The sequence below is a fragment of the Clostridioides sp. LIBA-6822 genome (assembly GCF_056688955.1).
Window position 1 is genome coordinate 405057 of the sequence record NZ_CP196995.1, and the last position, 20632, is coordinate 425688.

A 20632-nucleotide genomic window follows, 5' to 3' on the forward strand; every position below is an offset into this window, starting at 1 on the left:
TATGAAATTAGGATTATGCTTAGAGGGTGGAGGCGCAAAAGGAGCTTACCAGGCTGGAGTAGTAAAGGCATTGTATGATGGAGGAATAAATAAATTTTATTCAATTTCAGGGACATCAATAGGAGCAATAAATGGATATTATTTGTACACAGGTAATGTTGATAAGTTGGAAAAAATGTGGACAAATATAAAAGATATCCAGAATGGAAATGTAAAAATAGTAAATAATACTGTGGATAACTCTCCTGCTATAGACAATTTAAGGGAACTGGATGATAGCAAAATAGAAGAAATGAACTTTTATGTTAATTATGTAGAAGTCAATAATAAGGTAGTATCAGAAAAGATTGTTAATGTATCAAAAATGACTCGTAATGAAGCAATTATCAGCATTTCATACAGTGGATTGTTACCATCGAATCCAAAGGCTACTCTTGGATTTAAAGAACAATTTGTAAAAGATGTTCAAGAAGGACTCTATGATGGTTTTAAATTAGATGGAGGTCTAATTAGGAGTGCATTAATTGAACCTTTAATTGGGGATAATGTGGATAAGATTATTTTAATATCAACAAAATATAATTATGAGTTACCAGAAGATATTAAAAAAATATATGATGAAGACAGAATAATAGTAGTTAGACCAAATACTCAATTTGCACCTAAAGACACTCTTAATTTTGATGATGAGTTTTGCAAAGCTATTTACCAAGAAGGATATGAAATAGGAAAAAATATACTTGATAGACTTTAATTTAGAGTATAATATAATAAATGTAATTGTATAATTTAACTAATGAAAAGGAAGGTAATGAATTATGGAAAATAAAAATCCTATAGTAACTATAGAAATGGAAAATGGAAAAGAAATTAAAATTGAGTTATATCCAAATATAGCACCAAACACAGTTAAAAACTTTGTATCGTTAGTAAATGAAGGATATTATAATGGTATAATCTTTCATAGGGTAATACCAGGATTTATGATACAAGGTGGATGCCCAAATGGTACAGGAATGGGTGGGCCAGGTCACTCTATAAAAGGTGAATTTAGTGGTAATGGATTTACTAACAATTTAAAACATGAGAGAGGAGTCATATCAATGGCTAGAACTATGGCACCTAACTCAGCAGGTTCTCAATTTTTCATAATGCATAAAAACTCACCACATTTAGATGGTCAATATGCAGGTTTTGGTAGAGTAATAGAAGGTATAGATGTTGTTGATGAAATAGCATCAGTTAGAACAGATGCAGGTGATAAGCCACAAACTCCACAAGTTATGAAATCTGTTACTGTGGAGACTTTTGGAATAGATTACTCAGATGTAGAAAAAAACTAAAACATATATAAAATTTAACTATAAGTAAAGATATATGTTGTTTAATGAAGATAAAGTGGGATGTAGTTGCGTCTTTAGACGAATACATCTCATTTTTTAATTTGTTTTATATAAGGAAAAGTTATATCAAAATATTAAATGGTAAATTACAAAATATATTAATTAAAAATAGTATTGAATTTTCAAATTATTTATTCTATAAAATTATTATTATGAAATTTTAATTGAAAGGTAAAGTATAATTAAAAAAAGTTTACTAAAATTATTTTTATCTAAGTTTTTATATAATAATATATTAAATAGATACAGAAGATATATGGAAAACACTTATTTCAGTATTTTTTGAAGTTATTTTATCTATTTTATTTAAGAAAAATAAGTTTTTTTGTACTTTTTGTTTATAAAAAAATATCATTATGGAAATATCTTCTATTTACAATTTTATAACTTTGGTTTACAATAATAGAGACAATAAATCCTAAAAAACATAAGAAGAAAAAAGTGCTTAATATTTGAGAGAGACTGGTTTAGTTTACACCAGCTAGGCCAGTCAAGGAATAATTTAAAGTGTAATATATAATAATGAAAAAGAACATGTTATTAGAAATTTCTAATACATGTTCTTTTTTTGTAGAAATTAGTATTATTATATAAATATTTAATGAGTAAATTTCTAACTATGCTGTAACTAAGTATGTACTTTAACATAGTATAATATAGACCCAAAATGGAGGGATTATAAATGAGAAATATTATACTTTATTTAAATGATGATACCTTTATATCAAAAAAATATCCAGATAAAAATTTTAGTTTTTTAGAATATTGTTTGATAGGAACTAAATATTCAAGTACTTTTATAGAAGAAAGGCTCCTTACTTTTTTTAAAGTAAGAATACCAAAGATATTAAAAGATAAAAATATATTAAAAGCAGAGTTATTTATTCATATTAATTCAGAGAATAATTATGTTTTTAATGAAAAAATAGATATTGAAGTAAAAAGAATAGTCGAATATTATAATTCAAGGACTATATCATGGAATGATAAATTGCCTATAGAAAATATTGGAGGATATCTACCAATTGGCATAAGTGATACATCTAATTATATTTGTTTAAATATTACAAATGTTGTAAAAGCATGGGCAGTAGGTAAATATCCTAATTATGGATTAGCTCTATCTTTAAACTATCCTTGTAAAATTATAGAATTTACGTCTAGTAGAGGACGTAACAAACCATATATACTTATAACGTTTGAAGAAAGAAAAAAAGAGTGTTGTCCTCCTAAATCTTGGTGTCCTCCAATGGGAATAACTGGCCCAACAGGGGCAACTGGAGCAACCGGCCCAATGGGAGCAACCGGTCCAACAGGGAATACAGGAGCAACGGGAGAAATAGGTCCAATAGGAGTAACTGGCCCAACAGGGAATACAGGAGCAACTGGAGAAATAGGTCCAATGGGAGTAACTGGCCCAACAGGGAATACAGGAGCAACTGGAGAAATAGGTCCAACAGGAGACACAGGAGCAACTGGGGAAATAGGTCCAACAGGAGCAACTGGTCCAACAGGAAACACAGGAGTGACAGGGGAAATAGGCCCAACAGGAAATACAGGAGCAACGGGAGAAATAGGACCGATGGGAGTAACTGGTCCAACAGGGAATACAGGAGCAACTGGTCCAACAGGAAACACAGGAGTAACAGGGGAAATAGGACCAACAGGAAATACAGGAGCAACGGGAGAAATAGGACCGATGGGAGTAACCGGTCCAACAGGGAATACAGGAGCAACGGGAGAAACAGGAGCAACAGGAAACACAGGAGCAACAGGAGAAATAGGACTGATGGGAGCAACTGGCCCAACAGGGAATACAGGAGAGACAGGAGCAACAGGAAACACAGGAGCAACAGGAGAAATAGGACCGATGGGAGCAACTGGTCCAACAGGGAATACAGGAGCAACGGGAGAAATAGGCCCAACAGGAGCAACAGGAATAGGAATAACAGGCCCAACGGGCGCAACAGGAGCAATAGGGCCAACAGGAAATACAGGAGCAACGGGAGAAATAGGACCGATGGGAGCAACCGGTCCAACAGGGAATACAGGAGAGACAGGAGCAACCGGTCCAACAGGAAACACAGGAGTGACAGGGGAAATAGGCTCAACGGGAGCAACCGGTCCAACAGGAAACACAGGAGCGACAGGGGAGATAGGTCTAACAGGAGTAACCGGTCCAACAGGAAACACAGGAACGACAGGGGAGATAGGGCCAACAGGAGCAACCGGTCCAACAGGAAGCACAGGAGCGACAGGGGAGATAGGCCCAACAGGAAATACAGGAGTGACAGGAGAAATAGGGCCAACGGGAGTAACAGGTCCAACAGGAAACACAGGAGCGACAGGGGAAATAGGGCCAACAGGAGCAACAGGAAATACAGGAGAAATAGGTCCAACAGGAGTAACCGGCCCAACAGGAAATACAGGAGCAACGGGAGTAACTGGTCCAACCGGAGCGACAGGCAATTCCTCACAGCCGATTGCTAACTTTCTTTTAAACGCACCATCTGCACAAATTTTAGGCAATGGGGAAGCTATAAAAAATTGGCAGGCAGTGATAGGAAATAGTTCAAGTATAACAGTAGATGCAAATGGGGCATTTAAAGTACAAGAAAATGGTGTGTACTATATCTCAGTTTCAATAGCATTGCAACCAGGTTCATCAAGTATAAATCAATACTCTTTTTCATTTTTATTTCCTGTTTTAGGAGGTAAAGACTTAGCAGGTCTTACTACTGAACCAGGTGGTGGAGGTTTGATTTCTGGATATTTCGTTGGTTTTCTATTTGGTGGAACTACATTTACTATAAATAACTTTTCATCCGTGTCAGTAGGAATACTAAATGGTCAATCAGCAGGAACAGCAGCTACTTTGACTATATTTAGAATAGCTGATACTATTATGACTTAATTTTATATTTAATATATCTACAACAAAAAAACTGTTTCAAATATATATTTGAAACAGTTTTTTATTGTTTAAAAATTTTATATTATTTAAAGTTCTTAATTGCAGTAGTTAAATTAGGCACTAATTGTTTCTTTCTAGATACAACACCTGGTGCAAATGTACCTTGAACACCCTCAACACCAAAAGCATCAGCAATTAATCTATCTTCTGCTTTATAAATTAAATAAGAACCTTCTTTGATTATATCTGTAACTGCAAGAACCAATTTATCATAATCAGTTGAATTTATATAAGATAAAAAGTCATCTTTTTTAGCAAATATAGAGTCTATGTCTAAAGTAAATACTTGTCCAATACCAACTCTGTGTCCACTCATATTAAACTCTTTAAAGTCCATATTTACTATTTCTTCTATAGTATATTCATCTAGAGAAGTACCACATTTAAACATATCCATAGCATATTTTTCCATATCTATTTTTGCTATTTTACTTAGTTCTTCACAAGCTCTTTTATCCATGTCAGTTGTTGTTGGAGATTTAAATAATAATGTATCTGATAATATAGCAGATAAAAGAAGTCCGGCTATTTCATAAGGTATCTCAACATTATTTTCTTTGTACATTTGATAAATTATAGTACTATTACATCCAACAGGCATAACTCTAAAAGACATAGGAACATCAGTAGAAATACCACCAAGTTTATGATGGTCAACTATTTCAACTATATTTGCCTGTTCAATTCCATCAGCACTTTGAGCATATTCATTATGGTCAACTAAAACAACATTCTTTTTAGTTGGATTTAATAGATGACCTTTTGAAATCAGTCCTAAAAACTTATTATCATCATCTAATATAGGATAAGATCTGAAGTTTGTCTCTAGCATAATCTCTTTTATTTCATCCATGTAGTCATCTTCTTTGAATGTAATTAAATTTTCTGTAGCTTCTATAGAGTCCAAGAAACTACACTGATTTATCACATTAGAAGTTTTGTAGTTGTCACTTTCAACAGAAACAACAGACACTCCATTTATTTTAGCAAGAGCTAGCAAGTCTTTTGAAATTTCTGTATGATTAGTAAGTATTAAAAGTTTAACTTTTGTATCAATGGCATATTCAATACTATCATATCTGTCACCAACGATAGCTATGTCTCCCTCTTTTAAAGTTTCTATTAGGGTTTCCATACCAAATGATAAAGTAACCACTCTACCTTTTACATCCTCTCCGCAATTCACAAGGATAGTACCATCAAGATTTTTACAAATGTTTGATAGTGATGTGTGTATAGTTGTAAAGTGTTGATGAAGTAGGTTTTTAGCTATTTCTTTCATAGTAATGATACCAGCAAAAGTTCCATCATCATAAGTTACAGGTAGTGTTTTAACATTTTTTTCATCCATAAGATTATAAGCCTCTAATATAGATGAAGTTGGAGTTAAAGGTACTACTTTATCATAATTTAAATCTCTAACTTGTATTCTAACATTATCTAAGATTTCAGGTGCATCTACCTTAAAGTAATCTAAGGCATATTTAGCTTCTTTTCTGATATCTCCTAAAGCATAAGCTGTTGCTTTCATTCCTAATTTGTTCTTTAAATGTGCTAATGAAATTGCAGAACATATTGAATCTGTATCTGGATTTTTATGTCCGAAAACTAATAAACTCATTTTAATACTCCTTTCAAAACTTGAATATAATAATAATTGATAAAAATATTATATCAAAAGGTGGTGAGTATTTGTTGTAAAAAGAAAAAAATTTAGTGAAAAAATATTATATAAAATTTTATTTCTTACATAAATACTGCGAATTTAATATAAAAATTATTATTATATTATACTTTTACCCAATCATATACACAATTAAATTTACTTTTATTTGAAATAAATTGATTAAATATACCTGCGAAAAAATTAATTAATATGATAATAAATTAAAAATTTATAAATATTTTATACTATAAAAATTTTTGTATATATATTATAAGTAAAAAATTAACGGATTTAACATAAAACTTATTTATACATATGAAAAGCATAATTATGCTATATTGATTAAAAAATAACTTATATAAACTATAATAATTCCAGTTTATATTTTTAAAAAAATTATACAGAGGTTGTAGAAAGAAAAATTGCATATAAATCAAAAATAATCGTTATTTTATGAAAATACGACAAAAATTTTATCTTATATTTATACAAATAATACATAAATAACATATAAAATTTAATAAGTAAAAAAAGTGAAAGATATAAATTATCATTTTAGTATTTTATTTAGTCAAAGTAAATTATTTAAATGAAAAATATCTCATTTAGATAAAAAATTTAAATAAAAGTAAAAAAAATAATGTATTTGTTAAAAAATAAATTGACAAAATATTCAGAAAAAAACTTCTTGACCTAGGAGCACAAAGTAAATAAAATCTAAAGTATAGAGATGAAATCTATAAAATTATTTTAAGTATAAGTAAAAATATAGATGATGCATTTAAGATTTATAAAAATAGGAGATGCATAATTATTTAGGGAGGTTTTTAGTATGGAGAAAAAAGAAAAGGTTGTAGAAAAATCAAGTGTTGAAGTATGTAGTCCTGAAATTGTGAATAGTGTTGAGACATTAAGAATAAGATTAGAAGAAATAAGACTAGCACAAAAAGAATTTGCAACATTTACACAAGAGCAAGTGGATAAAATTTTCTTAGCTGCTTCAACTGCAGCAAATCAACAAAGAATACCTCTAGCAAAGATGGCAGTAGAAGAGACTGGTATGGGTATTGTTGAAGATAAAGTTATAAAAAATCATTTTGCGTCAGAATATATCTATAATGCTTATAAAGATACTAAAACTTGTGGTGTCATAGAAAAAGATGAAGCATTTGGTTTTACAAGGATTGCTGAACCAGTAGGTGTTTTATCAGCAGTTATACCAACAACTAATCCTACATCAACAGCAATATTTAAATCTCTAATAGCACTAAAAACTAGAAATGGTATAATTTTCTCTCCTCATCCAAGAGCTAAAAACTGTACTATAGAAGCTGCTAGAGTTGTACATGATGCAGCAGTCAAGGCGGGTGCACCAAAAGGACTTATAGGTTGGGTAGATGTACCTTCAATCGAACTTACTAATGTTGTTATGGCAGAGGCAGACCTTATATTGGCTACTGGTGGACCTGGAATGGTTAAGTCTGCGTATTCTTCAGGAAAGCCAGCTGTTGGAGTTGGACCTGGAAATGTACCTGCAATAATAGATGAGAGTGCAGATGTAAAAATGGCTGTAAGTTCAATATTGGTATCAAAATCATTTGACAATGGTATGATATGTGCTTCTGAGCAAGCAGTGATAGTACCAGAAAAAATATATGAAGAAGTTAAAAAAGAATTTAAATATCGTGGAGCACATTTTTTAACTAAAGAAGAAACAGAAAAAGTAGGAAAAGTAGTAATAATTGATGGTTCATTAAATGCTAAAATAGTTGGACAACCAGCTCATATTATAGCTAAAATGGCAGATGTAGAAGTTCCAAAAACAGCTAGAATAATAATTGGTGAAGTAGAATCTGTTGAATTAGATGAACCTTTTGCACATGAAAAACTTTCTCCTGTACTTGCAATGTATAAATCTAAAAGTTTTGAAGATGCAGTTGCTAAAGCTGAAAAATTAGTTGCAGATGGTGGATATGGTCATACATCTTCATTATATGCAGACGCTATAAATCATCCAGATAGAGTAGAAAAGTTTGTAAATGCAATGAAGACTTGTAGAGTACTAGTTAATACTCCATCATCACAAGGTGGTATAGGTGACTTATATAACTTTAAATTAGCACCATCTCTTACTCTTGGCTGTGGTTCTTGGGGTGGAAACTCAGTATCTGAAAACGTAGGAGTAAAGCATTTACTTAATATCAAGACAGTAGCTGAAAGGAGAGAGAATATGCTTTGGTTTAGAGCACCAGAAAAAGTTTATTTCAAAAAAGGATGTTTAGGTGTAGCAGCAAGAGAATTTAAAGATGTTATGGATAAAAAGAAAGCCTTTATAGTAACAGACTCTTTCCTTTATAATAATGGATACACTAAGAAACTAACTGATTTATTAGATGAGATGGGAATTAAGCATACTACATTCTTTGATGTTGCTCCAGACCCAACATTAGCTTGTGCAAGAGAAGGAGCTAAAGCTATGGCTGATTTCCAACCAGATTTAATAATAGCTGTAGGTGGAGGTAGTGCAATGGATGCTGGCAAGATAATGTGGGTAATGTATGAGCATCCAGAGGTAGACTTCCAAGATTTGGCTATGAGATTTATGGATATAAGAAAGAGAGTATACGTATTCCCTAAGATGGGTGAAAAAGCATACTTTGCTGCTATCCCAACTTCAGCAGGAACTGGTTCAGAAGTAACTCCATTTGCAGTTATAACTGACCAAGATTCAGGTGTAAAATATCCATTAGCAGATTATGAATTAATGCCAAACATGGCTATAATTGATGCTGATATGATGATGGAAATGCCACCAAGATTAACAGCAGCATCAGGTGTTGATGCATTAACACATGCCCTAGAAGCATATGTATCTATGTTAAGAACTGAACCAGCTGATGGATTGGCACTTCAAGCAGGTAAGATAATATTTGAATATCTACCTCGTGCATACAAAAATGGAAAGAATGATAAAGAAGCAAGAGAAAAAATGGCAATGGCATCTACTATGGCAGGTATGTCTTTTGCAAATGCCTTCTTAGGAATATGCCACTCTTTAGCACATAAATTAGGTGCATTCCACCATGTTCAACACGGTGTTGCAAATGCATTGTTAATAAATGAAGTAATCAAGTTCAATTGTGCAGAAGCTCCAAATAAGATGGGTGCATTCTCACAATACAGATATCCTGATTGTATACAAAGATATGCTGAATTTGCTTCTTTTGCAGGAATTAAGGGAAACACAGACCAAGAAAAAGTAGATAACCTTATAAAAGCAATAGATGACTTAAAGGCAAGAGTAGGTCTTCCTAAGACTATAAAAGAGGCTGGGGTAGAGGAATCTAAATTCTTAGAAGGATTGGATGCTATGGTTGAACAAGCTTTTGATGACCAATGTACAGGAGCTAATCCTAGATACCCATTGATGAGTGAATTAAAAGAGATATATCTAAAAGTTTATTATGGTAAATAATATTCATTGTACAATATATGTTCTATTAGACTTGTATATAAATTATTAGATTTGAATATAAATAGAGTTTTATTAGATTCGTATATAAATAGTTGTTAATAATACATTATAACTTAAATCTTAAATAGAAATGATAAAAAGTTAGGAAATTCATATTGATTTTGAATATGTGTATTTAATCAATTAACTTTAAAATTAGTCGGAAAATTTTTTTATTACATATAATTTTAAAGCAGAATATATAAAAAACTTTATGAAAAAATTATAAAAATATTCAGAAAATTCTATTGACTAATTTATTTATCATGATATAATAAGTTTAGAAAAGAAAAAGAATTGGGGCCTATTAAGGCCCCCTTACTATTTTTTGATAGATTTATTTAGAATAACTTTCTCACTTTGATTTTTTATATTTATTATAGAATCAGTATAATCTACTTCAAAGTTAGCAAAAGCAGAGAATAAATCTATGTCCCTTAATAAATGAATTGTCATACATTGATTGTTCTTATTTACCCTTAGAATCAATGCTCTTACAAAGGGAAATTGGATTCTAGAATTAAATAAGTTAGAACCGTCAGTATCTATATCTAAGCTACGATAATTAATATCTATAAATACATCTACATCATCGTTTTCTTCTCTTATTATTCTATAGTCAAAATCCAAGTCTAAATTTAAATTACCTAAAACCAATAACATTTAAATCCTCTTTTCTATAAGTAGTTTTAGAGTATTAGTTTAACTAAGCTCTCCATCTATTATAGATATAACTCTATCTGCTTTTCTAGCAATATTTTCATTATGTGTTATTACTATAAGAGTTTGGTTATATTTTTTTATAGAATTTTTTAGTAAATCCATGACTTCTTCTGTAGTTTTACTATCCAAATTTCCTGTTGGTTCATCTGCTAGGATTATACTTGGTTTTGCAGATAAAGCACGAGCAATAGCAACTCTTTGTTGTTGACCACCAGATAATTGATTTGGAAGATGATTTTTTCTCTCACTAAGACCCAATAAATTTATAAGGTCTTCGATGTATTCTTCATCAACTTTTTTATTGTCTAACTTTAGTGGTAATTCTATATTTTCTTTTACATTTAATACTGGAATTAAGTTATACTGTTGAAATACAAATCCTACTTTTTGTCTTCTATATTTTGCTAATCTTTTATCTGAAAGGCAACATATATCTTTACCATCTACTTTTATAGTTCCATTACTTGGTCTCTCAAGACCTCCTACTAAATGTAGAAATGTGCTTTTTCCACTTCCACTTGGGCCAATTATCGCAACAAATTCACCCTTATTTATTTTTAAATTTGCATCCTTTAGTGCATGTACAGATGTTTCCTTTTTTCCATAAATCTTACCTAAGTTAAGAATCTCTAATATAGGCATAATTACTCCTCCTATTCTGTAATGTTTATAGCTTCAACTATACTAATTTTATTTATTTTCCTTAATGGAATATATGTAGCTAGAATACCTACAATTATGTTTGCTAAAACAATTAGGATATATATTTTGTAATCTATTGAAAAATCTAATCCATATGATACAAAGCCTTGCATATAATACATTTTAAATTGTATTATAAGTCCTGCAACAATGGTAATTACACTTGAGAGTGTTCCATATAATATTCCTTCATAAAGTATCATATTTTTAAAGCCTCTCTCAGAAATACCAATAGCTCTCAACATTCCAAATTCGCTAGTTCTTGAAGTTAAGTTATAACTTATGTTATTTATTATGTTAAGTACACTAATTATGAACATTACTGCTACTATGCCATAACTATAAATCATGGATCTAGATGTCATCTTATCAGAATTTTCTTTTTCTACCATCATATCTACTGTTGTAGTTCCAGGAACTTCACTTCCAATTTTGCCTAGAAGTTTATTTATTTTTTTCTTGTTTGCATTTTTATTAAGGTCTGTATAAACTAAGTTATACTTATCTACACCAGTTAATTTTTTTAGATATTCGCTACTCGTTATTACATCTACACCATCATCTCCAGAGTACATACCATTATCTGCAAAAGTATAACTTATAATAGCTCCAACTTTAAATTCATATTCTAAGTATTCATAATTATCTTTTAGACTTTCATAAAGTCCTGTATCCATTCCGGCCTTTGGATATTTAACTTTTATAGTATCACCTACCTTTATATCTATAGCTGGTGTTCCTTCACCAGGAGTAAAGGTCTTTGTGTATTTCTGTGTTTCAGAAATTTCTGGTACATATACTATAGCTAAGTTTTCTTTTTTCATTTTTTTCAAGTTTATACTTCCACTTACTAAGTAATCTTCTAATGAATTTATCATCTCATCATTATAACCTTTTAGTTTTTGCTTTAATGTATATTTTCCAGTAGTCTTATTTTTGATGAATAGAGGATTTTTCTTATAATAAGGAGCTGAATTTATAGTTTCGTAGTAATCTAATCTATTTATTTTATTTACCTCTATTCTAGTGTTTAAGATGCTAGCAGTTTTGACTTTATCAATTCCATCTATATTTTTAATTTTATCTATCTGATTATCATTAAAACCCCTTATATCTTTAAAAGAAGTATTGTCACCAATTTCATTGAGATGAGTGTTTGATAGAATAAAATCTGCATTCATATATGCTTGCTCTTGGATGTTTTTATTTTGGACATCTAAAAAAGAATATTTATAATTGTCTTTTATGACAATTATACCCCCTATACTCATAGATAATACAATTATAAGGAATCCCTTTTTATTTCTAAAGATGTTTTTTGCAGATATAGATTTTGTTACTGACATATTTAAAGTCAATTTTGATATTAAAGAATTAACTTTGATTATATTTTTATCAGTTCCAAAAGTTTTTCTTATAGCATCAATAGGAGAAATTCTTCTTATCTTTAAATATGTAAAGAAACTTATAATGAGTATTGTCAGTATTATACATGCAATTGATAAGAGGATTATTTTATCTGGAATAACAAAAGGGGTAACATTTATATTTCCTTCAAATTGAATATTTCCTGCAGACCTATTAAATATTTGTGCACCTCCCATACCTGTACATATACCTAGAGGCATTGCTATCAGAGCAAGTATAAAAAGTTCATAAAACATAAGTTTGAAAATCCTAAAGTTAGTGGAGCCAATAGCTCTTAAGATACCATATTCTTGTACTCTTTGGTATATTGATATAACATAGATACTATAGATTACAATACCAGAAAATATACTCATAGCAATTGCAACATATTTACTTGAATTATCTAAAGTACCATTTTCCATAGTAGCGTCTATAAGCATTGAGTTTCTTCCTACGCTTTTCTCATCCAACATAGCATTTTTTACTATATTGTCTATGTTTGTATTTATATCACTGCCTTCATTAAATTCAATAGAAGCTGTAAACTTATTCAATTTTGATTCATGTAGGTTTAAAAAAATTTCACATTTCCCCTTTTGTTTCTCTATAAATCTATCTTCAAGTATTCCTACAACTTTAAAAGTCTCTGGTTTTTCTTTTTGATATAATTTAAAAGTAAGGTTTTGATTTATTTCTGGTTTTAGACCCATACTATTTAAAACCCATTTTTCTACTACCACCTCATTGCTAGCTTTTGGAAGGTGACCTTTTATAAGTTTAGATTGATTAGTCAAGTAATTTTTATTTGCATATTGTATGTTTATAGGTAATTTTTCATTAACATCTGTAGATGCATAATAAGATGTTATACCTAGGTTTTTAATATCTTTACCAGATTTTATGGATTCTAATTGATTTCTCTTTATATCTTTAAAGTATGCATGGTCAGTTCCAAGCTCTCTTTTCAATCTATCTACATCTGCTTGTTGAGCACTTCTTGAGAGGGTGCCAATACCAACAATGAGTGATGTAGCAAGAATTATACTCAGAGTAATTGCTAAAGATCTTGCTTTATAACTTTTTATGTATCTTAGTACTATTTTCAAATTATCTTTCATATTTACCACTTCCTTTCTTAGCTAACTTAATTATATGTTTATTTAAAATATATATCAAAGTAAGTATCTTCAAGTTTTGAGTACTTAATTGTACAAATTTATATATGTTTTTGCAAGTTTAATTAATGTACATGTAAATTTTGACTTTTTACATAATTTTTTTAAAATGATATAATCCCTATATAAATTGTAGAGGGGAGGGGAATCATGGATAACCATTTTGTATTTCCTATAGTAATACTAACTTTGTTTATATTTAGCAATCTTATAATGAATAAGTACAGGTTTTATAAAGAATTAGACATATTAAAAAGAGGAATATTAACATTTTTTGTATCGTGTTTTGTATGGATTTTATTCATGGAGGGTATTGAGTATATACAATTAAGTTTAGGATATAATTTTTTACTTGAAGGAGTATTAAATATTATACTTTTTTTAAGTTTAATTATTTTAAGTCTTTATATAGGATTTAAATTTATAAGATTGCTAGACAATAACAATAAACAAGAGTACAAGTTACAAAAACTAGATAGTAAAATAAATCATAAGGACAATATAATCGTGAAATTAAGAAGTCAAAAACATGACTATTTAAAACATTTACAAGTAGTATATTCTTTATTAAATACTGGCTTAGCTGAAGATGCCAAAGAATATATAATGAATATATCAAATAGTTTCAAATCAAAAAATTCAAGATATGGGAAAGTATCTTATTTAGATGCTATAGCTTCCTTAAAATATGAGGAATGTCTTGAAAAGAACATATCTTTTGATGTATATATCCAAGATTTTATGGATAATTTAGAAATTGAACCTAACGATATGAGTTCAGTACTATTAAATATAATAGACAATGCAATAGAAACTTTGTCTGCTATACAAAAGGAAAATAAGTATATAAGATTACATGCATATGAAGATGAATTTCAGTATATTATAGCCATAAAAAATAATGGTCCTAAAATACCTAATGCCGAAAGTATATTTTTGGATGGGTTTAGCACTAAAGAAGGACAAGACAGAGGTTTTGGGTTATATCTAGTTAAAAATATACTAGATAAGTATGACTATAGTATACTTGTAAATAGTGATGATTTTTTAACTGAATTTGTAATCTTAATACCAAAATATTATTAGTTAGGAGGAGAGAAGTCTGTGATAAAAGTTTTGATTTGTGATGATGATAAAATTGTAAGAGATGATATAGCAAATATAGTTAAAGAGTCTGGATATGTAGATTATGTTAAGAAAGTCAAGGACGGTATAGAAGCAATTGAATTTATAAAAAGTGAGAAAATAGACTTATTGATTATTGACATTGATATGCCATATAAAAATGGGATTGATTCTGCCAAAGAAATTCTTTCTATAGATAAAGATATACATATAGTATTTGTAACAGGTTTTGCTGATTATAGCCTTGAGAGTTTTAAAGTACATCCTATAGATTTTATAGTTAAGCCATTTAAAAAAGAAAAAATTCTTGATTCAATTAACATAGCAATAGACCATATTAACTCTCATAAAATTGCTAAAAATAATTTTATAGAAGACACTCTTTTTGTATATAAAATAAGGAAACAGATACATATGATTAATTTTGATGATATAGTCATGTTTGAGAAAAATTCAAGAGCTATCAATTTATATACTAGAGATGAAGATACGATAAAATTTTATGAGAACTTTGATGATTTAAAAAAACGCCTACCTCCTAATTTCTTTATGACTCATAAACAATACATAGTAAATTTAAGGCTTATACATAAGGTTATACCTATAAATAAGTCTTCTCTAGAGATAAAATTTATAAATTTTCAAGAAAGTGCTATCTTAAATAAATCACTAGAAAAAGATTTTCTATATAGGTTTTATAGGGTTAAAAGATTCTAGTGAAGAGAAAAAAACTTTCATTCCTATAGAATATGTATTATGAAGATATCATATAAATTCATTATAATTATAAATTAATTTATATAAAATATAATATAAAAACATATTGGACTTTCATGGAAAGATAGAAAGTCCAATATGTTTTAGAGATAACATTTATATTTATAAGTTGCTTAAGATACTAGGGTCTTTAATCTTATTATCTTCAGCAAGTAATAAGATTTTAGACATAATCTCAGCAGTCTTAGGGTCTTCATCAGCGAAAGGAAGGAATATCTTACCTCTACTTTGAGAATGTACAGGAAGTATATTTAAAGCTCCCATTCCTTTTTTATGTACAACACCAGAACCCATATGTACAGAATACTCACCTAAATTACCTGCTATAAGAGCGTGAGAACCTTCAAAATTTACATTCTTAATCTTTAACAATAATAGTAATTCTTTAGCAATTGCTATACGCATCTCTACAGTAGAGTGGCTTGTTTCAGGGTCAACACCACCAGCATGAGCGACACTTACAACGAGGTCTATATCACGCATAACTTCTGAAAATAAAATTGGAGGTATTGAAGCCAATTCTAAGCTTTTATAAGTTTTTCTATCAAAGAATTCTACTGTTTCAATAGTAGGAGGCTCAATGTCTGCTGGCGAAAACCAATCAGCAAGTGCAAACATTTTTGCTACTATATTTTCTTTATAAAATACTTTTTGTAAACCTTCTTCATAATCAACAGTCCAAAGCTGATTTCTAAGAAGTGCTACAGTTTTCTTTGGCTGGATTTGGTGCCCAGCATATCTGCGAGATATAGTTTTTTCAGATAATTCATCACTATTTATTCTATAATACTCACGGAATACTTGCTTAAATGGCTGAACAATTTGCTTATTAAATAAGTCATGTTGGAATTCGCTCCATTTACCAGACTCAAAAAGATGAACCGGATGTGCAAGTTTTAATTTATTTTTTGCTGTTAATTTATAAGTTTCGCCCTCTATATTGCAAATAAAAAACTTAGATTTATCATTATAAACATATCCAATATTATCATCACACACCCACACTAGATTCTTAATCAAAGGGCAGATAACTGGATTTTTATAAATATTGGAGATTTCTTTAACTGTAAATATTATTTCATTTTTCATAGCTTGCTCTAAACTCTGTTTTGCACGAGAATACTGACTCTTTAAATCTTTTTGAACAGATTTAAGTTCAAGTACATATGGATGTTTGGCAATGGATTTTGGTATACTTTTTAAAGATTTATTACCTTTTTGAACTTTAGTAGATGCTTTACCATTTTCATCAACATCTATCCAAATTGAAGTTCCATCAATATCTTTTGGCTTAAATAAATGAGCAACTTCATTTAATTTTTCAGTTTCAAGAGCCCACATCATACGATTGACATCTCCAAATCCAGCACTTCTAGCTAGATTTTCTAGTGCTATTGTACAAGCCTTTGATTCACTTTCACGACGTTGTGCTCCAAATTGTTTACTTTCTTTAGCAAATTTTTGAATAAATTCATAACGGAAAGTTGCTTCTTTAAGGTCTCCTTTTTTCATAGGAAGTAAAGAAAGACTTCTCAATTTGTCTTGATTCCTATTTGTTTCAATTTCTTTCATTAACATCTCCTTATCAAGTTTACCAAGTGTAGCATCAGCATAAAGTTGTGCACGTCTATGAGAGTTACCACCACTAGTTATATACTTAGCTGATTTGTAAAGTATATTGAATCTCTCTTCGCCAATAGTCTTATATGAATCTAAAAACCAATCTACATCAAATGCGCCATCAATGAAACTACGTGGTGAAATAGGAGAGAATAGAGCAACTTCTGATTCTTTTTGTGCAGAGAATCCTTCATTTATATGTGCATGGAAGTACCAAATTGTACTCTTTAGACCCTTCCAGTTTAAATACTTTTCAATTATATTAACCCATTGAGGAGCGTACATAGCAGCTTCTATCAATCTTAATTCAGTAATGTCAGTGCCTTTAAGCAATTTTTTTAATTCTTTTGAGTCATCTTCTTTAGTAGGATAACAATTTTTAAGAAGAGAACTTAAAACGTCTTTTTTTGAATAATTGCTACCATATGAATATCCTCTCTGGAAAGTTTCTTTACCAAGAGCAACTAACAGATTGACAAAATAATTTATACCTTCAAAATATTGTATGTTATTAGCTAGATGAGAAACTTCTGTTGGCATATCACCTCTACGTGATTCAATTTCTATAACTCTATTTGTAACAGTTTTTAAATTGTTTTTAAGCCAAGGATACTTTTCTAATGTGTCTCCAGCCCATCTAGGATTTGTTAGTGTTCTTATTATATTTGATGAATTGTATCCACTTATAATTTCTCTATTAACTTGTTCTTCAGTCATTAATCCTAATTCATGAGCACGAGCAAATACACCTATGCTAGTATAAAAAGGAAATTTATATTCTAATAACTGATAATTTGAAAATGTAGTATAGAAAAACTTAGTAAAAGAAATATCATCATAAATAAATGAATGTGCTTTATCAAGCCAATAATTTAAAATAGGGGCATCTAAAGCAGGGCAGTATTCATTTTGTCTATAATAGTTTTTAGTAAATTCAACTCTTTGTTTTTTACATTGTTCTGTAGTTAATAAATTTCTTAGTTTATAATATATTTCTAAACAATAGTCAAATATCTCTTTATGGTCAAACTCATTTAGTAAAACTCTTAGAAGTCTTCTTGTAAGTGCATCGAATTTTAATTTCTGAAGTCTTGTAGATATTTTCTTTTGTTTTTTATAGTCAAGAACATTTGAATAGATAGACGAAAACCAACTTTTTTCTATTTCATTATATCCGCATGTATTTATATTATAAAATAAAATATCAAGTATTAATTTGTAGTCTAAATCGAGTTTTTTACTAATTCCCCTCCAAAGTCCTGCCAATGGATAATTATCAAGAGTATCATTAGAAGTCTTATATTTAATAGGAGTCAGATTATAAGTAGAGTAACCTAAAAGCACTTTTTCCACATTTCCTGACCATCTTTCAACTTCATATTCATAATCTGCATTTTCAGTAATAAGTTCATCAAATTTTTCATAAACTTGTATTATTTTATTTATGTCCGTATCAAGAATTTTTTTAGCTTCTTTTTTTGTTGATATAGAAACAGATTCTTCACTTGAAGATAAACTTATATTTGAAATAATTTTATTAAGTTTTGATGTAGTAGAAGAATCATCTTTAAAACCAAATTGCTCAGGAATTTGAACCTTGTTTTTGGGGCTGTATATTCCAAAACCATTTTCTTTACAATAATCATTTTTTGCTTTCCCTAATAAATTATCAATTAATATTTGAACTTGAGATGTATTTTTTTTAGATTTATCAATATCTTCTATCAGTAAAATAAGCTTATCATATAATTCTTGTCTACCAGAATTGTCTTTTAATAAGTTTACAATTTCAAGACCTCCAAGGCATTTTTGTGAGTTTGAAGATTTTATAAGTGAGGAAGTAATATTCTCTAATTTTGAATCATCTTGTTCAAGTAAAATTTTTATTACTGTCTGTCTAATAGAGCTTGTCTTTAAAGAAAGTAGATTGGTTATTTTGTCTAACTCTATGTCTGTTAGTTCAAGTTTTCTAAGTAGGCTAAGCACAGTTTCTCTATTGGAAACACTCTTATCACTTAAACATTCTAGTAAGAACTCACGTTGTCTATCCGTTTTTGGTTCAGTTATAAAATTAACTATAAGTGAAGCTCTTAAGTCTGAGCTCATAAGGTGACAATTTTCCATAAGAACCTCTATAAACTGTTCATTCATATCGTACGCTGTTAGTGTCATCATACACTTAAGTATATCGTGAGAAGAAATTTCAATCCAAGTCCATGGAAATACACTTCCTAAAAAGGATTTAGTCTTTGAATTTAAAATTTCTAAAGTATGTTTTAAATTTTCAAATTGTTCTTTTCTAGCATTAAAGTCTTTATCAATTGGAGTGTTTGATAGGTCAAAGTCAGTTTCTTTATTTTGCCAATTATAGTAGTAGCCAACAGAACTTTCTACATAGAAATTTCTAATTACCCATGCTAGAATCTCTAAATCATCTCCCTTGATATTTTTAGATGCTATCGAGTGTTTGAAATATGTACTTTCTGTATGTGATAGGAAGTAAAGTCCTATAAGCTTTTTATATTTTTCCTGACAAGAAAGTAAATCTTCAATAAGAGAGTAAGAGTCATATATATTGTAAGTTGCAGTAGCCCATAAAGCAAAATAAATTTCGAGATTATCATCACTATTAACTGATTCTGTACGGAATTTTTCATCAGTCAATGATTTATATGAAAGTTCTAAGCACTTACGTATTATTCCAGGTTTTTGGTCTGAAAAACCAAGTCCTGTCCATGTATCCAAAGCTCTTATAACAGAACTAAATCTCTCTAAATTATTGTCCAAGATAGTTTTTAACATGTATATTGATGCAGAAATTGTACCTTCATCTAAACTCTCTACAATTTGTTGTCTAAGACCTTCTTGTTGCTTAGCTGCCAAAAGAAGTTTAGAAAGCATTTCATAGCATTTCTCACTATGGCTTTTCATAATACCAATTATCATTTGTCTTGTAAGTAGGGCAGTTTGATTTTCTCCAAATATTACTTCTTCCAAGGCACTGATTATTTCTTGATTTCCGTTATCTATTTCTAGTGCTATTTTATCACTCATTACAGAGTCATAGTATAAGACCTTATTTGGAAGGGTAAGGTAATCTATAACTGAGAAATCATAATAAATTAAATCGACATAGTTTGAAATAAATCTGATTATACTTCTAAAATAATCTACAAGTTTATTTGAACGATAACCCTTGCGATAATAGCCTCCTGAATATGTATAATCCATCTTTCTTTTAATTAACTGACAAAGTTCTTCTACTTGCTCAGAAGTAAATATTAATTCCAATGCATTCTTTAAAGGTCCAGAAAGGAGTTCATCAATATTTTTAATCTCATAGTAATAGCAATTGTAGTATTTATTTATCATATTTAAGAATTTATCTTCAGGGTCTCTATAATAGTATGAGCTGTTTTCTATACAATCCCAAAGAGATTTTGCTAAGTCATAGTACTTTTTTGAAGAAGATTTAGTGAAATTATTTTTAAAATTTTCAATTATTTTAGGATTTTTTTCTACTCTAGTACGTTCCAACATTTA

11 protein-coding genes and 1 pseudogene are annotated in these 20632 nt (G+C 29.6%); 7 read left to right on the top strand and 5 right to left on the bottom strand.

The window, feature by feature from the left end:
- Position 1 precedes the first annotated feature (1 nt).
- The 4 genes and pseudogenes from ACTG48_RS02290 (at position 2) to ACTG48_RS02305 (ending at position 4317) form a co-directional block, all read left to right on the top strand.
- Positions 2 to 754, top strand: coding sequence for a patatin-like phospholipase family protein (locus ACTG48_RS02290; RefSeq protein ID WP_021382895.1), 753 nt, complete (start codon positions 2 to 4; stop codon positions 752 to 754).
- 64 nt (positions 755 to 818) lie between these two features.
- Positions 819 to 1343: a peptidylprolyl isomerase gene (locus ACTG48_RS02295; protein ID WP_479918004.1), complete on the top strand. Its 525-nt coding sequence runs from the start codon at positions 819 to 821 to the stop codon at positions 1341 to 1343.
- A gap of 742 nt (positions 1344 to 2085) precedes the next feature.
- A pseudogene (locus tag ACTG48_RS02300) lies at positions 2086 to 2589 on the top strand (DNRLRE domain-containing protein); the annotation flags it as partial.
- A gap of 63 nt (positions 2590 to 2652) precedes the next feature.
- Positions 2653 to 4317, top strand: a complete 1665-nt coding sequence (locus ACTG48_RS02305; RefSeq protein ID WP_479918771.1) for a collagen-like domain-containing protein — start codon at positions 2653 to 2655, stop codon at positions 4315 to 4317.
- 82 nt (positions 4318 to 4399) lie between these two features.
- Here the strand turns inward: ACTG48_RS02305 and ACTG48_RS02310 are convergent, their stop codons facing one another.
- Entirely contained in the window at positions 4400 to 5998 is a 1599-nt protein-coding gene (locus tag ACTG48_RS02310) for a putative manganese-dependent inorganic diphosphatase (RefSeq protein WP_021382899.1), read from the bottom strand.
- Positions 5999 to 6875: 877 nt separating this feature from the next.
- Here ACTG48_RS02310 and adhE point away from each other — a divergent pair.
- Positions 6876 to 9518: a bifunctional acetaldehyde-CoA/alcohol dehydrogenase gene (gene adhE, locus ACTG48_RS02315; protein ID WP_479918005.1), complete on the top strand. Its 2643-nt coding sequence runs from the start codon at positions 6876 to 6878 to the stop codon at positions 9516 to 9518.
- A gap of 360 nt (positions 9519 to 9878) precedes the next feature.
- On the opposite strand, the gene ACTG48_RS02320 is transcribed toward adhE, so the two are convergent.
- The 3 genes from ACTG48_RS02320 to ACTG48_RS02330 are packed head-to-tail and all read right to left on the bottom strand — an operon-like array spanning position 9879 to position 13510.
- On the bottom strand, positions 9879 to 10220 hold the full coding sequence (locus ACTG48_RS02320; protein ID WP_021382906.1) for a hypothetical protein: 342 nt from the start codon (positions 10218 to 10220) through the stop codon (positions 9879 to 9881).
- Between the two features lie 39 nt (positions 10221 to 10259).
- Complete coding sequence (locus ACTG48_RS02325) at positions 10260 to 10922, bottom strand: ABC transporter ATP-binding protein (RefSeq protein WP_479918006.1); 663 nt, start codon at positions 10920 to 10922, stop codon at positions 10260 to 10262.
- Positions 10923 to 10933: 11 nt separating this feature from the next.
- Entirely contained in the window at positions 10934 to 13510 is a 2577-nt protein-coding gene (locus tag ACTG48_RS02330) for an ABC transporter permease (RefSeq protein WP_021382904.1), read from the bottom strand.
- Positions 13511 to 13717: 207 nt separating this feature from the next.
- Here ACTG48_RS02330 and ACTG48_RS02335 point away from each other — a divergent pair, with 207 nt between their 5' ends.
- Together ACTG48_RS02335 and ACTG48_RS02340 are read left to right on the top strand one after the other, a co-directional pair.
- Positions 13718 to 14653, top strand: coding sequence for a sensor histidine kinase (locus tag ACTG48_RS02335; RefSeq protein ID WP_479918007.1), 936 nt, complete (start codon positions 13718 to 13720; stop codon positions 14651 to 14653).
- Positions 14654 to 14671: 18 nt separating this feature from the next.
- Complete coding sequence (locus tag ACTG48_RS02340; RefSeq protein ID WP_021382999.1) at positions 14672 to 15409, top strand: LytR/AlgR family response regulator transcription factor; 738 nt, start codon at positions 14672 to 14674, stop codon at positions 15407 to 15409.
- Positions 15410 to 15571: 162 nt separating this feature from the next.
- Here ACTG48_RS02340 and ACTG48_RS02345 read toward each other — a convergent pair whose 3' ends face one another.
- Positions 15572 to 20629 (bottom strand): DUF5724 domain-containing protein, encoded by a 5058-nt coding sequence (locus ACTG48_RS02345; RefSeq protein ID WP_479918008.1) that lies wholly within the window; start codon positions 20627 to 20629, stop codon positions 15572 to 15574.
- Positions 20630 to 20632: the final 3 nt, after the last annotated feature.

Bases quoted from the DNA above. Each gene is read 5' to 3' on its own strand.
- ACTG48_RS02335 (WP_479918007.1), top strand. From the start codon at position 13,718: ATGGATAACCATTTTGTATTTCCTATAGTAATACTAACTTTGTTTATA.
- adhE (WP_479918005.1), top strand. From the start codon at position 6,876: ATGGAGAAAAAAGAAAAGGTTGTAGAAAAATCAAGTGTTGAAGTATGT.
- ACTG48_RS02310 (WP_021382899.1), bottom strand. From the start codon at position 5,998: ATGAGTTTATTAGTTTTCGGACATAAAAATCCAGATACAGATTCAATA.
- ACTG48_RS02320 (WP_021382906.1), bottom strand. From the start codon at position 10,220: ATGTTATTGGTTTTAGGTAATTTAAATTTAGACTTGGATTTTGACTAT.
- ACTG48_RS02305 (WP_479918771.1), top strand. From the start codon at position 2,653: ATGGGAATAACTGGCCCAACAGGGGCAACTGGAGCAACCGGCCCAATG.
- ACTG48_RS02345 (WP_479918008.1), bottom strand. From the start codon at position 20,629: ATGTTGGAACGTACTAGAGTAGAAAAAAATCCTAAAATAATTGAAAAT.
- ACTG48_RS02325 (WP_479918006.1), bottom strand. From the start codon at position 10,922: ATGCCTATATTAGAGATTCTTAACTTAGGTAAGATTTATGGAAAAAAG.
- ACTG48_RS02290 (WP_021382895.1), top strand. From the start codon at position 2: ATGAAATTAGGATTATGCTTAGAGGGTGGAGGCGCAAAAGGAGCTTAC.
- ACTG48_RS02295 (WP_479918004.1), top strand. From the start codon at position 819: ATGGAAAATAAAAATCCTATAGTAACTATAGAAATGGAAAATGGAAAA.
- ACTG48_RS02330 (WP_021382904.1), bottom strand. From the start codon at position 13,510: ATGAAAGATAATTTGAAAATAGTACTAAGATACATAAAAAGTTATAAA.